The 16,081-nt window shown below is 74.4% G+C and carries 8 protein-coding genes; 3 read left to right on the plus strand and 5 right to left on the minus strand.

The window, feature by feature from the left end; all coding sequences use genetic code 11:
* The first annotated feature begins 112 nt into the window (after positions 1–112).
* Positions 113–1,072 carry an FAD-dependent oxidoreductase gene (locus ACH4T9_RS10870; RefSeq protein WP_396670888.1) on the plus strand — a complete coding sequence of 320 codons (960 nt, stop codon included), beginning with the start codon at positions 113–115 and terminating at the stop codon, positions 1,070–1,072.
* A 22-nt stretch (positions 1,073–1,094) separates the two neighbouring features.
* On the opposite strand, the gene ACH4T9_RS10875 is transcribed toward ACH4T9_RS10870, so the two are convergent.
* The 3 genes from ACH4T9_RS10875 to ACH4T9_RS10885 all read right to left on the minus strand — a co-directional run bounded on the left by ACH4T9_RS10875 (position 1,095) and on the right by ACH4T9_RS10885 (position 5,517).
* Positions 1,095–1,979 carry a hypothetical protein gene (locus ACH4T9_RS10875; RefSeq protein ID WP_396670889.1) on the minus strand — a complete coding sequence of 295 codons (885 nt, stop codon included), beginning with the start codon at positions 1,977–1,979 and terminating at the stop codon, positions 1,095–1,097.
* A gap of 2 nt (positions 1,980–1,981) precedes the next feature.
* Positions 1,982–4,612, minus strand: coding sequence for an FtsK/SpoIIIE domain-containing protein (locus tag ACH4T9_RS10880; RefSeq protein ID WP_396670890.1), 2,631 nt, complete (start codon positions 4,610–4,612; stop codon positions 1,982–1,984).
* Positions 4,613–4,716: 104 nt separating this feature from the next.
* Entirely contained in the window at positions 4,717–5,517 is an 801-nt protein-coding gene (locus ACH4T9_RS10885; RefSeq protein WP_396670891.1) for an SGNH/GDSL hydrolase family protein, read from the minus strand.
* A 597-nt stretch (positions 5,518–6,114) separates the two neighbouring features.
* On the opposite strand from ACH4T9_RS10885, the gene ACH4T9_RS10890 reads away from it, so the two are divergent.
* Together ACH4T9_RS10890 and ACH4T9_RS10895 are read left to right on the plus strand one after the other, a co-directional pair.
* On the plus strand, positions 6,115–7,659 hold the full coding sequence (locus ACH4T9_RS10890; protein WP_396670893.1) for a M1 family metallopeptidase: 1,545 nt from the start codon (positions 6,115–6,117) through the stop codon (positions 7,657–7,659).
* A gap of 526 nt (positions 7,660–8,185) precedes the next feature.
* Positions 8,186–8,944: a TOPRIM nucleotidyl transferase/hydrolase domain-containing protein gene (locus ACH4T9_RS10895; RefSeq protein WP_396670894.1), complete on the plus strand. Its 759-nt coding sequence runs from the start codon at positions 8,186–8,188 to the stop codon at positions 8,942–8,944.
* Between the two features lie 830 nt (positions 8,945–9,774).
* Here the strand turns inward: ACH4T9_RS10895 and ACH4T9_RS10900 are convergent.
* Entirely contained in the window at positions 9,775–11,283 is a 1,509-nt protein-coding gene (locus ACH4T9_RS10900) for a glutamate synthase subunit beta (RefSeq protein WP_396670896.1), read from the minus strand.
* Positions 11,276–15,970, minus strand: coding sequence for a glutamate synthase large subunit (gene gltB / locus ACH4T9_RS10905; protein WP_396670897.1), 4,695 nt, complete (start codon positions 15,968–15,970; stop codon positions 11,276–11,278). The genes ACH4T9_RS10900 and gltB overlap by 8 nt, the downstream gene beginning before the upstream one ends.
* Positions 15,971–16,081: the final 111 nt, after the last annotated feature.

Raw genomic sequence — 16,081 nt, forward strand, 5'->3', positions numbered from 1 at the left:
CGGGCACGATCCGAAGTCACGGCGTGACAGAACGCAGCGCGACGACCGTGGACGACAGGCAGCGGACGACAGCCACGGCGCCGACGGCCGTGGACGACCGGAGGGAGCGGCGATGACGGAGAAGACGACGGACGTGGTGGTGGTCGGTGGCGGGGTGATCGGGCTGACGGCCGCCGTGGCGCTTCAGGAGCGGGGCGCGCGGGTGACGGTGTGGGCCGCGGACGATCCGGCCGACATCGTGTCGACGGTGGCCGCGGCGGTCTGGTACCCGAGCCACACCGACGAGGACCCCCGGGTGCTGCGCTGGGCCCGGGAGACCCACGCGGAACTGGGCCGCCAGGCGGCCGGCGGGGTGCCGGGGGTGGTGGCCAGGGCGACCCGGATGCTGCTGCGCCACCCCGACGCGGGCCCGCCGTGGTGGGCGGATGCGACCGGGGACCTGACGGCCGAGCCGGCCGCCGCGCCGTACACGACGCTGCTGCGGTTCACCGCGCCCACGGTGGAGATGACGCCGTACCTGGCGTGGCTGACCGAGCGGGTCGAGGCGGGCGGGGGGCGGGTGCTGCGCCGCCGGGTGCAGCGGCTGGACGAGGCCTTCGAGGCGGCCCCCACCGTGGTCAACGCGACCGGGCTGGCGGCCGGCTGGCTCGCCGCCGACCCGGCGGTGCATCCGGTACGCGGGCACGTGGTGCTGGTGGCGAACCCGGGCCTGACCACCTCGTTCCGCGACGAGGACGATCCGGCCGGGATCACCTACGTACACCCGCGCCGGCACGACGTGGTGCTCGGCGGCACGTTCCAGCCGGGGGTGTGGGACACCCGGCCGGACCCGGAGACGGCGGCGGCGATCCGGCGCCGCTGCGTGGCGCTGGTGCCGGAGTTGGCCGACGCGCCGGTGCTCAATGAGCGGATCGGGCTCCGCCCGGCCCGGCACGGCGGTCCCCGGGTGGAGGTGCAGCCGGCCGGACCGGGCGGCGGCCGGCTCGTGCACGCGTACGGGCACGGCGGCGCGGGGGTCACCCTCTCCTGGGGCTGCGCCGCCGAGGTCGCCCGGCTCGCCCTGGACGGCTGACCCCGCCCGGTGGCCGGCGCGGTCAGCGCACGAGGCGGAACAGCAGCAGGTAGCCGCAGTAGGCGAGGGGCACGAGCAGCACGCAGGTGACGAAGCCGAGCGGGACGAACCGGGGCGGCTGCTCCGAGCCCAGCGCCGGCCGCCCCCACCGGCCCAGCACCAGATATCCGGCGACGAAGGAGAGCACCGGCAGCCCGGCGCAGGTGGCGGCGTAGAGGGCACCGAGGCCCACCACCGCCAGGTCGGCGGCCACCACCATGATCAACATGAGCACCACCCCGGCCGCCGCGCAGCCGGTGTACACGGCCAGGGCCCGGGCCAGCGGCGACCAGGTCGGCAGCAGCGGCGGTTGCCGGGCGACGGCCTCGGTGACCTGGACCAGCCGGTCGGTCTCGTCGGCGAGCCGCCGGGCCCCGGCCAGCTCCGCGGCCGGGTCGGAAACCCCGGCGCGGGGCGCGGGCACCCCGGCCGCCGCCGGCAGCGCCACCACCGCCCCGCCCGGGGCACCCGGTGGGTACGCCCCGACGCCCGGCCGCCCCGGCCCGGCGGCTGCGCCGCCGTCGGGCACCGCCCCCGCCCCGGAGGTCCCGCCGGACGACGTCGCCCCGGGGGTGCTGCTTGCAGGGGCGGTCGTCCCGGAGTGGTCTCCCCCGGGGGTGCTGCTTGCAGGGGCGGTCGTCCCGGAGTGATCTCCCCCGGCGGCGGGTGGCGGGTCGGCGGGCAGGCCGACGGCGTGGCCGAGCTGGCCGAGGCGGTGGGACTGGACGGCGAGGCGCCGGGTGAGCTGGTCGAGCGTGGTGTGCAGGGCGCGGCGACGGCCGGCCTCGGCGGCGGCGTCCTGGTCGGTCTCGCGGCGCTGGTCGGCGAGTTGCCGGGCCAGGGCGGCGTACTCGGAGAAGGTGGACACCGTCAGCTCTCCTCGTCCCGCTCGTGCCCGGCCCACGCGAACGGCACGATCAGTCGGGTGCGCTGGTCGTGCCGGTCCACCAGGAGAGCCCGGTCGGCGCGCGGGGTGTGGGCGAGGTCGTGCTCGCCCAGGTACAGCCCCAGCTCCGCACCCGGGACGTTCAGCGCGACGAGGCAGGCGGCGTCGTCGCGGTGGTGCGACCCGCCGAGGTCGTCGGCGAGCCGGCGCAACCCGCGCCACCAGCCGAGCAGGTGCATCCCGCGGGCCGGGCCCTCGCGCAGCAGGGCGCGCAGGTCGTCGTGGCCGGAGCGGAAGGTGACCGGGTCGGTGCCGGCGAGGGTGGCCGACGCCGCGTCCGCGCCGAACAGCACCAGGTAGGTCCGGCCGACGGCCGAGGCGGCAGCAGGCGGGGCTGTGGCGGGTGGGGTGGTGGCGGGCGAGGTGGTGGCGGGCGGGGCTGTGGCGGGCGAACCGGCGGCGGGCGGGGCTGTGGCGGGTGGGGTGGCGGCGAAGGCCGCCAGCCGGTCCCGCAGGGCGGCCTGGTCGAGCCGCTCGACCGGGTGGCCGGCGGCGGCGAGCGCGGCGGCGGTGTCGTCGGCCGCCGAGCCCGCGGCGGCGACCAGCGGGGCGAGCAGGAACCGGGCCTCGCCGGGCGCGTGCTGCCGGGCGAGGCTCAGTACGGCGGCCCGCAGCACGTCCGCGCCGGCGGTCGAGGTGCCGACCACGGCGAGGTGCCGGCCCGGGGTGGAGTCCAGGGTGAACGACGCGGTGCTGCCGGCCACGTCGACCGTGCGGCCGACCAGGGCGACCGGGGGCCCGACACCGGGGCGCAGCCCGGCGAAGGTGGGATCGTCCTCCAGCCGCGCTGGCTCGTACCCCCGGAAGACGGCCGGGGGGCCGTCGCCGGCCGGCCGGTCCCGCCACAGCTCGTGGCGCAGCCGGGCCAGGTCGGCGCGGGCGGCGTACGCGTCGGGGAAGCGGACCACGGTGTCGGCGCCGGCCGCCCCGGCGGCGGTGTTCAACACGGCCGCGCCGATCGGCAGCGCGTTGGCGGCGCCGTTGAGCGGGTCGAGCGCCCCCGCGCCGCCAGGCAGCGCCACCCGCAGCGGGAACTGCCCGAAGATCGCCTCGGCGCGCCCGTACAGCGACTCGATGCCGGTGGTGGCCTGGCTGGCCAGCACCAGGTGCACCCCGTACGAGCGGCCCTTGCGGGCCAACTCCTCCAGCAGGTCGACGGCCTCCCGCGCCACGGCGTCGGTGCCGGCGAGCAGCACCTGGAACTCGTCGACGACCGCCACGATCCGGGGCACCGCCGCGTCGCCGGGCAGGTCGGCGAGCTTGGTGACGCCGTGCCGCTTCAGCACGCCCGCCCGCCGGTTCAGTTCCCGGCGCAGCTCGCGCAGCACGGCGAGGCCGTACTCCCGGTCGGATTCGATGCCGACGGCGCGGGCGTGCGGTAGCCAGGACGGATCCCGCTCGGTGGGGACGAACTCGGTGAAGCTGACGCCCTCCTTGAAGTCGAGCAGCCAGAGCTGGAGCTGCGCCGGGGAGTAGCGGGCGGCCAGCCCGTAGAGGACGTCGAGCAGGAAGACGGTCTTGCCGGCGCCGGTGCGCCCGGCGACCAGCCAGTGCGGGGTGGCGTCGTCGAAGGCGACGGTGACCGGCTGCCGCCCGGCCCGGCCGACCACGGTGGACAGCCCGGCGGCGCTCGACCCCGTCCAACGTCGGGCGGGCAGCAGGTCGGCGAAGGTGGGCGGGGCGTCGCGGCGCACGGCCGGGCCGAGGTGCCCGGCGAGGGCGGCCACGGTGGCCGGCGGCAGGTCGCCGTCGAGCACCACGGGGGCGGCCAGCCCGGAGCCGTCGCCGCTGAACGGATGCCCGGGCGGGTCGCCGACGTGGGCGTACCGCTGCATGAGCCGCAGCGCGGTGGCCGCGCCCAGCGGCGGCGGGTCGGCCGCGCCGGCCTGCGGGTGACCCGCGAGCAGTACGCAGACCGCGGCGGACGGGCCGGCGTGGGTGAGCGCGGCGAGCCTGGCCAGCTCCGGGGGCGAGGGCGCGGCGGCGGCGACCAGCACCAGCAGCTCCCGGGCTGCCGGGGCGGCGTGCTGCGCCGCCCGGGCGTGCCGCTCGGCCTCGTCGAGCAGCGCGGCGACCTCGGCGGCGGTGGTGGCGGGCGGGGCGAGCACCCCGGCGTCGAGCAGCGGGCGCAGCGGCAGGAAGGTGGCCCCGAAGGCCACCGTGTCGATCCCGGCGACCCGGACCGTGCCGGCCGGGGCGGTGGCGAGCAGCCGCAGCACCAGCGCGCGCAGCAGCTCGCCGACGCGGGGATCGCGGGCGTCGGCGTCGACGGTGAGGTGGCAGCCGCCGCCGAGCGGGACGAGCACCGGGAAGCCACCGTCCAGGGTGGCCGCCTCGCCGACCCGGACTCCGGCGGGCGCCTCGGTCAGCGGGGTCGCGCCGGGGGTGGGAGCGGCGAGCCGCCCGCCGAGGCGGGCCAGCCGGGCGACGACCTCGGCGGCGCCGGTCACGGCCGGCGGTGGCGCGCCGAGGGCCAGCCGGGCCCGTTCCAACCGGTCACGGGCCTGCCGGTGGGCGGTGACCGCCTGGCCGTACGCCGCCGCGAGCCTGCCCACCCTTGTGCCCCCCACGCGATGGCCGTCCGGTCCAGCGAACCCTAACGGACGCGTGGCGGCGACGGACAGCCCCGCAGCCAGGACGGCCGCGGGGCTGGCCCGGGTCAGCCGGTGACGGCGGTCAACGCCGGCAGGAAGCCGTGGCGGTAGCCGTCGGCGTTCGGGTGGTACGCCTCGATGACGCCGCTGACGTCGCGGATCCACGGCGCGGCGGCGCAGACGCCGTGCCCGGCGAAGTACTGGCGGGTGTCGGCGAAGGTGGCCCTGGCCGCGGCGGCCCGGCCGGCGGTGACCGAGGCGAGCAGGTCGGCGGCCTCGTTGAGGATGGTGCGCTTGTAGGTGCTCATCGCGAGCAGCCCGCATGAGCCCGTCTCGAACAGTCGCGGGTAGCCGAGCACGATCAGCCGGGCGTTCGGGGCCCGGTTGCGGATCGCGGCGTAGGTACGGTCGAGCCGGCCGGGCAGCTCGCCGGTGGCGAAGGCCTTCGCCTCGTTCACCGCGTCCGTGCAGTTGCTGGTGCTGCCGAACCGGCAGCTGGTGATGACGTCGGCGAAGCCGGCGTCGTTGCCGCCGATGGTGATGGTGACCAGGGTGGTGCCGGTGCTCAGCGCGCTCACCTGGCTGTCGATGACGTCGGCGGTGACCGCGCCGCCGCAGGCCGGGAACTTGAAGCTGGTCACCTGGTGGGCGGCGGCCCAGAGCGGGGCGTACGACTTCTCGCTGCGCAGGCAGGTGGACAGGTCGTACGGGCCGGCTCCGACGCCGGAGGAGTACGAGTCGCCGAGGGCCACGTAGTTGACGGCTGCGGCAGCCTGGGCGGCGCCGGGGACGGCCACCGCCCCGACGGCGGCGGTGAGGACGGCGACCAGCGCGGTCAGGGCGCGGGCCAGCGGGCGTTGGAACATGGAGAACCTCCACGGGACAGGGGTGGTGGATCCTCGGAACCGCGCGCGTGGCCAAGGCTGGTGGTTGTTACCGGAGGGTAATGCTATCGAAACATCCAGATATATGGAACGGGCCGAGAAGTGTCCCGTCCGGCCGAACCTGGCACCTTCCGTGGTCAGCCCGCTTCCGAGCCTCGATCGGCGACCATGGCGGCATGGCTCGGTGGATGAAACTGAAGACGTGCAACGACCTACCCGGGGAGGCAAGGTGACTCAGCGCTCGCAGCACCAGCGGGGCCGGTGCCCCGCCTGTAAACGCCTCGTAGCCCTCACCGATGACGGAAGAGTTGCGCGGCACAACGGCACCATTCGTGCCTACGCCCCGCCCGAGGAGTGCCCCGGGGGTGGACAGCGAACGGAAGCCACGGGGCATGAGCAACAGCGCGGCCCTGCGTAGCTGCCAAGTCAATTCGGACAGGTGCCCCGGTGGTGTCAACTACAGCCGGACGGTGCCAGGTTCGTCCGGACGGGCCGAGAAGCCCACCCACGGGACACACATGTTCACATCCGTCGATTAGCTTGGTTGTGCGTACACCCCCGACGGAGGGAGTCCACCTCGTGCGACGCGTTCTCGCGGCGGCCATCGCCGCCCTGACCGTCACCACCGCCGGCACGGCCGTGACCGGCGCCCCCGGCCAGGCCGCCGCCCGATCGGGCTGGGGCCGGCCGGCCCTCGCCCCCGCCGCGCCGAGCCCCGGCAGTCCCGGCCTGGGCGACAGCTACTTCCCCGACTACGGCAACGGCGGCTACGACGTCGACCACTACGACATCCGGCTGCGCTACGAGCCGGCCACCGACCAACTCAGCGGCACCACCACGATCCTGGCCCGGGCCACCCAGGACCTGTCCCGGTTCAACCTGGACTTCGTGCTCGGCGTCGAGTCGGTGCGGGTCAACGGCTGGTCGGCCGAATTCGCCCGGGAGGGCGTCCACGAGTTGGCGATCACCGCGCCCCGGCCGATCGTCAAGGGCCAGTCCCTGACCATCGTGGTGAAGTACGCCGGGGTGCCGTCGACGACCCGGGTCAACGGCTACAGCGGCTGGACCCGCACGTCTGACGGTGGACTAGCCGTCAACGAGCCCGAGTCGGCCTGGTGGTGGTACCCGAGCAACGACCACCCCCTCGACAAGGCGAACTGGGACGTGTCGGTGTCGGTGCCGGCCGGTGTCGAGGTCATCAGCAACGGCGTGCAGCCGCGCCCGCCGCTGGCCGAGGCGGGCAACCGGATGCGGTGGAGCTGGCGCAGCACCAGCCCCGGCGCGACGTACGAGTCGTTCCTGGCCGTCGGGCAGTACGACATCGTCACCGACACCGCTCCCAACGGGCAGCCGGTGGTCAACGCGTACAGCACCACGCTGGGCCCGCTCGCACCCGCGGCGCGGGCCAGCATCGAACGGACCGCCGAGATCGTCGAGTGGGGCAGCACGATCTTCGGGCCGTACCCGTTCGAGGCGCAGGGCGGCGTGGCCGGGCCGGTCGACGGAATCGGCTTCGCCCTGGAGACGCAGACCCGCCCGGTGTACGGGCCGGGCTTCTGGCGGCGCGGGTCGAACACCTACGTGATCGTCCACGAGAACGCCCACCAGTGGTTCGGCGCCTCGGTCTCGGTGGCGGACTGGCGGCACATCTGGCTCAACGAGGGCTTCGCCTCGTACGCCGAGTGGCTATGGTCGGAGGAGCAGGGCGAGGGCACGGCGCAGGAGCTGTTCGACTTCACCTACGCCACCTACCCGGCCGACGACGACTTCTGGCAGGTCCCACCGGGTGACCCGGGCGCCGACAACGTCTTCGACGGCGCGGTCTACGACCGGGGCGCGATGGCCCTGCACCAGATCCGGCTGGCCGTCGGCGACGACGCCTTCTTCCGGATCCTGCCGCAGTGGACCGCCGCCCACCGGCACGGCAACGGCACGGTCGAGCAGTTCCAGGCCCTCGCCGAGCAGGTCTCCGGCCAGGACCTGGACGCGGTGTTCACCACCTGGCTGTTCAGCAGGGGCCGCCCGGAGCTGTCCGGTGGGGCCGCCGCCCGCACCGCCACCGCGCCGGCCGAGCCGAAGTCGTGGGCCAGGCTCCGCGAGTCCCACCGCCTCCTCGCCCACTGACCCAGCACCCGGGCACGGGCGCCGGCACCGATCGACGCTCCACGGCGGCGGCATCGCGGCATCGCACGACGAGGATGCCGCGATGCCGCCGCCTCGTAGTGCCCGAGAACCGCCGGTCCGGTGGATCGGGCGGCCCGAGTCAGCACGACAAGGCTGAATGAACGGTTCGGCTGCCGCCCTTCTGAGCTGCCCCGCCTGCGTCACGCGTGTCCGGCTACGCGCACAGTCCCTCGTGGACAGTTTTGAGAGCCGTGACGCGTGGCTCGCCAGCGGCATGGAGGTCGGGGTCAACGAGGGGTACGCCGAGCTCGAGGAGATGCTCGCCGACGGCAGTGTCTGACCGGCCCGCCGCCCGGCCGCCCGACCATGAGTGCGGGTGCCGTTAATCGCTTGTCGGCCGTCTCGCGCAGCGCCGATGATGATTCATGGGTACGCCCGCCACACGGGTCACGCGGACCTGTTGCGCGAGCGGGTCGGCGGACGCACAGGCCAGCAGCCCAGCCAGCCAGATGACCGGGGAACCGCCATGGATGTCGCCAATCGCCGTGAGCTTGCCCGCAGGGCGCTCGATGGCTACGTGAGTGGCCCCGCCGCCCCGGTCCAGGCGACGGCCCGCGCCCTGGCGAAGGTCGACAACGCCGTGGCCGTGGTGCTCGTCGAGGGCATCAGCGACCAGATCGCCCTGGAAACGGCCGCAGTGGGCCGCGGCCGGGACCTCGAGGCGGAGCGAGTCGTGATCGTGCCGATCGGCGGGGCGCACGCGATCGGCCGTTTCCTGACGAGGTTGGGCCCGCTGGGCCCCCGGGTGCGGCTTGCCGGCCTGTGCGACCTGCACGAGGAGGAGATATTCCGGCGCGGACTGGACGCGGCCCGGGCCGGTCCACCCCGCACGCGCACCGACATGGAGCACCTCGGGTTCTACGTCTGCGTCGACGATCTTGAGGACGAGCTGATCCGCGCCGTGGGCGCCGCAGAGGTCGAGGCACTCTTCGGCTCGCAGGGCGACCTCGGGTCGTTCCGCTCGTTGCAGAGCCAGCCCGCCTGGCGCGGCAGGGAGCCCGAAGCGCAGATGCGGCGGTTCCTGGGCAGCGGCTCGCGCCGCAAGCTGCGCTACGCGCGGCTGCTCGTCGAGGCGGCGGTTGGCCGGGATGCCCTGCCTCGCCCGCTCGACGCGCTGCTCACCGCCGTTCGATCCATCGACGGTAAGGCCCTCGACCACCGGCCCGAGAGGCAGCCCACTGCGCAGACCACTCATGCCGGGTCCGCCGGCCGGGAGCGCACCTGATCTGCCACGGCATCGGCGGATTCGGCTCGAAACGCGGCCCGTGACCGTAGCGGTTTCCGGTTTCCGGCGGCCGGCGGCCGGCGGCCGACCGTCGATTCGGCGAGCCCGTCTGTGCCAGGCATGCCCGCTGCCGGGCACAGGCGCTGCCGGGTACAGGCGCCCGGGCCAGGCCGGCCTCGAGCCGACGCGCCGGGCTCAACCGGCAGGTCGTCGATGACCGCCCACTACAGGATCGGCGGGACAGGCCCGAGACGGACGACCCGACGCGGAGCCCTTTGGAGCTGCCCCGTCCACGCTACCGGTGGGCGGGACGGTCGCCAGGAGACCCACCACGGCGGAACGGCCGTCCCTGCGCCACCCCCGTCCCCACCACGGCGGAACGGCCGTCCCTGCGCGAACCCCGTCCCTGCCCGGCTACCGATCTGCAACCTGCCGACCCGCAGGCCGCATCGGGCCGCCACGCCGGCCCTGGGCGCACGAACGGGGCAGCTCCATAGGCGCCACCGCGGATCCAGGAAGACGCATGAGGCCCCAGCACCGAATGAGGCCCCAACACCGCATGGGGCAGACACCACATGGGGCAGGCACCGCGTGAGCAACCGGCACCGCGAGAGCAACCCGCACCGCGTGAAGGGCCAGCAGCGCGTGAGCAACCGGCATCGCGTGAACAGCCAGCAGCGCGTGAGCAACCGGCAGCGGGTGAAGAGCCGGTACCCCGCGGGTGGACCCGTGCCAGCCGGCTACGGGCGCCCCGGGCCGGGCGGGCGGGGACACGGCCGGCGGCCCGGGACATGAGGTCCCGGGCCGCCGGCCGTACGGGGTTCCGCGGGTCAGCGGGCGGCCAGGGGCTGCCGCGCGGGGTCGACCGGGGCGGGCAGCTCACCCACCCCGCCGAGGTACGCGTGGATCGCGGCGGCCGCCGCGCGCCCCTCGGCGATCGCCCAGACGATCAACGAGGCGCCCCGGTGCATGTCGCCGGCGACGAAGACGCCGTCGGCCTCGGTCTGCCAGTCCGGCCGGGCGTCGATCGCTCCCCGGCCGTTGCGGGCCACCCCGAACTGCTCCAGCAACGGCTGTCGCTCGGTGCCCTCGAAGCCGATCGCCAGCAGCACCAGATCCGCCGGAAGCTCCCGCTCCGAGCCGGGCAGCGGGGTGACGATCCGCCGGCCGTCGCGCTTCTCGACGGTCACCTCGGCGATCCGCACCGCCCGTACCTGGCCGGTGCCGTCGTCGACGAACTCCTGCACGGCGGCGGCGAACACCCGGTCGCCGCCCTCCTCGTGGGCGGGGTAGTTGCGCAGCAGCCACGGCCAGGTCGGCCACGGGTCCCGGTCGGCGTCGCGGGAGTGCGGCGGCTCCGGGTACAGGTCGAGCTGGTGCACCCCGGCCGTGCCCTGGCGATGGGCCACGCCGAGGCAGTCCGCGGCGGTGTCGCCGCCGCCGATGATCACCACATGCTTGCCGGCCGCGTCGATCGGGGTGCCGTCGGGCAGCACGGCGAGCGCCGCCTTGCCCTCGCCGGCCGCCGCGACCACCCGGTTCGCCGCGACCAGGTGCGTCATCGCCTGGTGCACGCCGCGCAGTTCCCGCCCCGGGGTCTCGGGGGTGTCCCGGCCCTGGAGCGCGCCGCAGGCGAGCAGCACCGCGTCGTGCGCCTCGCGTAGCTGTTCGGCGGTCACGTCGACGCCGACGTTCACCCCGGTGCGGAACCGCACGCCCTCGGCCGCCAGCTGGGCCTGCCGCCGGTCGATGTGCTGCTTCTCCAGCTTGAAGTCGGGGATGCCGTACCGGAGCAGGCCGCCGATCGCGTCGTCACGCTCGTACACCGTCACGGCGTGGCCGGCGCGGGCGAGCTGCTGGGCGGCGGCCAGGCCGGCCGGACCGGAGCCGACCACGGCGACCGACCGGCCGGTCGGGGCCGCCGGCGGGCGGGGTGCCAGCCCGCCCCGGGTCACCGCCGCGTCGGCGATCTCCACCTCGACCTGCTTGATGGTGACCGGATCGCCGCCACCGATGCCGAGGACGCAGGCGGCCTCGCACGGGGCCGGACAGAGCCGGCCGGTGAACTCGGGGAAGTTGTTGGTGGCGTGCAGCGACTCCACCGCCGCGTCCCAGCTACCGGTCCGGACCAGGTCGTTCCAGTCCGGGATGCGGTTGCCCAGCGGGCAGCCGTCGTGGCAGAACGGGATGCCGCAGTCCATGCACCGGGTGGCCTGCTCGCGGACGAGGTCCTCGCCGGCCGGCGGGTACACCTCCCGCCAGTCGCTGATCCGCACCGGCACCGGGCGGCGCACGGGCAGCCGCCGGTTGTAACGCAGGAAACCGTTCGGGTCAGGCACGGGCCACCTCCTGGGCGACCGCCCGCGGGGCAGGCGGCATGGACGCATCGGTTGGCGCCGACGGCGCCGCTGGGGCGGCTGTCGCCGCCAGTGCGCTCATCACCGCGTCGTCGACGTCACGGCCGGCGGCTTCGGCGGCCCGCATGATCTCCAGCACCCGGCGGTAGTCCCGGGGCACCACGGCGGTGAACTCCTCCACCGCCTCCGGCCAGCGCTTCAGCAGCGCCTCGGCGACCGCCGAGCCGGTCTCGGCGAAGTGCCGGTGCACCAGCTCGTGCAGCCGGTCCCGTTCCTCGTCGCGCAGCGGCGACAGTTCGACCAGCTCCCTGTTGATCCGGCGCCGGTCGAGGTTCCAGACGAACGCGGTGCCGCCGGACATGCCTGCGGCGAAGTTGCGCCCGGTCTCGCCGAGCACCACCACCGTGCCGCCGGTCATGTACTCGCAGCCGTGGTCGCCGACGCCCTCGACGACCGCCACCGCGCCGGAGTTGCGCACCGCGAACCGCTCGCCGACCCGGCCGCGCAGGAAGACCTCGCCCGCGGTGGCCCCGTACAGGATGGTGTTGCCGGCGATGATCTGGTCCTCGGCGCGCTCGCCCGGCGTGGCCTCGCCCTCGACGAACGGAGCCGCGGCGTCCGGGCGGACGACGATCCGGCCGCCGGACAGGCCCTTGGCGACGTAGTCGTTGGCGTCGCCGTGCAGGCGCAGGGTGACCCCGCTGGGCAGGAACGCGCCGAACGACTGCCCGGCGGTGCCGCGCAGCAGGAACTCGACGGTGTCGGCGGGCAAGCCGGCCCCGCCGAAGCGGCGGGTGACCTCGCCGCCGAGCATCGCGCCGACGCTGCGGTGCTCGTTGCGCACCGCCACCTCGACCCGCACCGGCGTGCCGTCGGTGAGCGCCGGCCCGGCGAGGGCGATCAGCTCGTTGTCCAGCGCCAGCTCCAGGCCGTGGTCCTGGGCCCGCACGCCGCGCCGGGCCGCGCCGGCCGGCAGCTCCGGCAGGTACAGGACGCGGCCGAGGTCGAGGTCCCGGGCCTTCCAGTGGTCGATGGCGTCGACGACGTCGAGCAGCTCGGCGTGGCCGATGGCCTCCTCGATGGTGCGTAGGCCCAACTCGGCGAGGTATCCCCGGACCTCCTCGGCGAGGAAGAGGAAGAAGTTCTCCACGAACTCCGGCTTGCCGGTGAACCGCTCGCGCAGCACCGGGTTCTGGGTGGCGATGCCGACCGGGCAGGTGTCCAGGTGGCAGACCCGCATCATCACGCAGCCCTCGACGATCAGCGGGGCGGTGGCGAAGCCGAACTCCTCGGCACCGAGCAGCGCCGCGACCAGCACGTCCCGGCCGGTCTTGAGCTGGCCGTCGACCTGCACGGTGACCCGGTCGCGGAGCTTGTTGAGCAGCAGGGTCTGCTGCGCCTCGGCCAGCCCCAGCTCCCACGGGGTGCCGGCGTGCTTGAGCGAGTTCAGCGGGGACGCCCCGGTGCCGCCGTCGTGGCCGGAGATCAGGATGACGTCGGCCTTGAGCTTGGCCACGCCGGCCGCGACCGTGCCGACGCCCACCTCGCTGACCAGCTTGACGTGCACCCGGGCAGCCGGGTTGACGCACTTGAGGTCGTGGACGAGCTGGGCCAGATCCTCGATCGAGTAGATGTCGTGGTGCGGCGGCGGGGAGATCAGACCGACGCCCGGGGTGGCGTGCCGGGTCCGGGCGATCCACGGCCAGACCTTGTTGCCGGGGAGCTGTCCACCCTCGCCGGGCTTCGCCCCCTGGGCCATCTTGATCTGGAGGTCGTCGGCGTTGACCAGGTATTCGCTGGTCACGCCGAACCGGCCGCTGGCGATCTGCTTCACCGCGGAGCGACGCTGCGGGTCGTGCAGGCGCTCGGCGTCCTCGCCGCCCTCGCCGGTGTTGGACTTGCCGCCGAGGCGGTTCATGGCGATGGCGAGGGTCTCGTGCGCCTCGGCCGAGATGGACCCGTACGACATGGCGCCGGTGGCGAACCGCTTGACGATCTCGGTGGCCGGCTCGACCTCGTCCAGCGGCACCGGCGGGTGGACCCCGGTGCGCAGGGTGAACAGGCCACGCAGCGAGCCGGCCTTCGCGGCCAGCTCGTCGACCTTCGCCGTGTACTGGCGGAACACGTCGTACTGCCGGCTGCGGGTGGCGTGCTGGAGCAGGAAGACCGTCTCCGGGTTGAACAGGTGCAGCTCGCCCTCGCGGCGCCACTGGTACTCGCCGCCGACCTCCAGCCGGTCGGACGCCACGGCGCCCGGCGGCGGCCAGGCCAGCGAGTGCCGGGCGGCCACCTCGGCGTGGATGCCGTCCAGCCCGACGCCGCCGATGGTGCTCGGGGTGCCCCGGAAGTACCGCTGGACGAAGCGGGTGTCCAGGCCGACGGCCTCGAACACCTGCGCCCCGCAGTACGACGAGACGGTCGAGATGCCCATCTTCGACATGATCTTCAGGACGCCCTTGCCGAGCCCCTTGACGTAGTTGCGCACCGCCTTCGCCGGGTCCACCCCGACCAGCGCGCCGGTGGCGATCATGTCCTCCACCGACTCGAAGGCCAGGTAAGGGTTGACGGCCGCGGCGCCGTACCCGATCAGCACGGCCGCGTGGTGCACCTCGCGGCAGTCGCCGGACTCGACGATCAGGGCCACCTGGGTGCGGGTCTGCTCGCGGACCAGGTGCTGGTGCACGGCGGCGGTGAGCAGCAGCGACGGGATCGGGGCGAGATCGGCGTTGGAGTCCCGGTCGGAGAGCACCAGGATGCGCACGCCGTCCTCGATCGCCTCGGAGACGTGCCGGCAGATCTCGATGAGCCGGGCCTTGATGCCGGGCCCGCCGTCGCGGACCCGGTACAGCCCGGAGACCCGCACGGCCTTGAAGCCGGGCAGGTCGCCGTCCTCGTCGATGGAGAGGATCTTGGCCAGCTCGTCGTTGTCGATCACCGGGTGCGGCAGCACGATCTGCCGGCAGCTCGCCGCGCCGGGGTCGAGCAGGTTGCCCTCCGCGCCGATGGTGTGCTGGAGGCTGGTCACCAACTCCTCGCGGATGGCGTCCAGGGGCGGGTTCGTGACCTGGGCGAAGAGCTGGTGGAAGTAGTCGTAGAGCAGCCGGGGCCGGGTGGACAACGGGGCGATCGGGGTGTCGGTGCCCATCGAGCCGAGCGGCTCGGCACCGGTGCGGGCCATCGGCGCGAGGAGGATCTTCAGCTCCTCCTCCGTGTACCCGAAGGTCTGCTGGCGGCGGCGCACCGAGTCGTGGGTGTAGACGGTGTGCTCGCGCGGCGGCAGGTCGGTCAGGTCGATCAGCCCGGCGTGCAGCCACTCGTCGTACGGCTGCGCGGCGGCCAGTTCCGCTTTGATCTCGTCGTCGGAGACGATCCGGCCGGCGACGGTGTCGACCAGGAACATCCTGCCCGGCTGGAGCCGCCCCTTGGCGACCACGGTAGCCGGGTCGAGGTCGAGCACGCCGGCCTCGCTGCCGAGCACCACCAGCCCGTCGGCGGTGCGCCACCAGCGGCCCGGGCGCAGGCCGTTGCGGTCCAGCACCGCCCCGACGATCTCGCCGTCGGTGAACGCGACCGACGCAGGCCCGTCCCACGGCTCCATCAGGCTGGCGTGGAACCGGTAGAAGGCGCGCTTGTCGGCGCGCATGTCCGGGTCGTTCTCCCACGCCTCGGGGATCATCATCAGCACCGCGTGCGGCAGGCTGCGCCCGGCCAGGTGCAGCAGCTCCAGGACCTCGTCGAAGTTCGCCGAGTCGGAGGCGGCGGGGGTGCAGACCGGGAAGACCCGGCGAATGTTGCCGGGGATGTTCGGACTGCGCAGCAGCGCCTCGCGGGCCTGCATCCAGTTCCGGTTGCCGCGGATCGTGTTGATCTCGCCGTTGTGGGCGATGATCCGGTACGGGTGGGCCAGCGGCCAGGACGGGAACGTGTTGGTGGAGAACCGGGAGTGCACCAGCGCGATGGCGCTGTCGACCCGCTCGTCGGTCAAGTCGGGGAAGAACTCGGGAAGCTGGTCGGGGGTGAGCATCCCCTTGAACACCATGGTCCGGCCGGACAGCGACGGGAAGTACGCCGGCACGCCCCGCTCGGCGGTCTCCCGCTCGGACTGCTTACGCACGCAGAAGGCCACCCGGTCCAGGTCGAGGCCGGACAGCGGGGAGCCGGCCGGGCCGGCCGGGGTGTCGGTGAGCCGGCGCGCGGCGAGGAAGACCTGCCGGACCCGGGGCAGCGCCGCGAGCGCGGTCTCGCCGAGACCGCTCGGGTCGGTCGGCACGTCCCGCCAGCCCAGGATCTCCGCGCCCTCGACCAGGGCGTACTTCTCGAGCACCCGGCGGGCGCGGGCCTCGCCGGCGTCATCGGTCGGCAGGAAGACCAGGCCGGTGGCGTACTCGCCGGCCGGCGGCAGCGGGAAGTCGACCACGGCGCGCAGATACGCGTCCGGCACCTGGATCATGATGCCGGCGCCGTCGCCGGTGTTGTGCTCCGCGCCCCGGGCGCCCCGGTGGTCCAGCCGAAGCAGGGCACCGAGGCCGTTGGCCACGACCGCGTGGGAGCGCCGGCCGTAGAGGTCCGCCACGAAGGCCACCCCGCACGCGTCGTGCTCGTGCGCGGGATCGTAGAGCCCGGTCGCGCGCGGGGCCGACTGCTGGCTGGGAGGGTACGGAAAGGCCACCGGGCCTCCTGTCGTCACTCAGGTGGATCATGGTCGGGACGACGTCGGCCCTTATGGGTTTATTGAGTCTACGTTAGGGGTTGCGGCGCAAGGCCAGTTCAGATTGATCAC

The organism is Micromonospora sp. NPDC020750 (genome assembly GCF_044334565.1).
In the GTDB taxonomy this organism is placed as follows: Bacteria; Actinomycetota; Actinomycetes; order Mycobacteriales; family Micromonosporaceae; genus Micromonospora.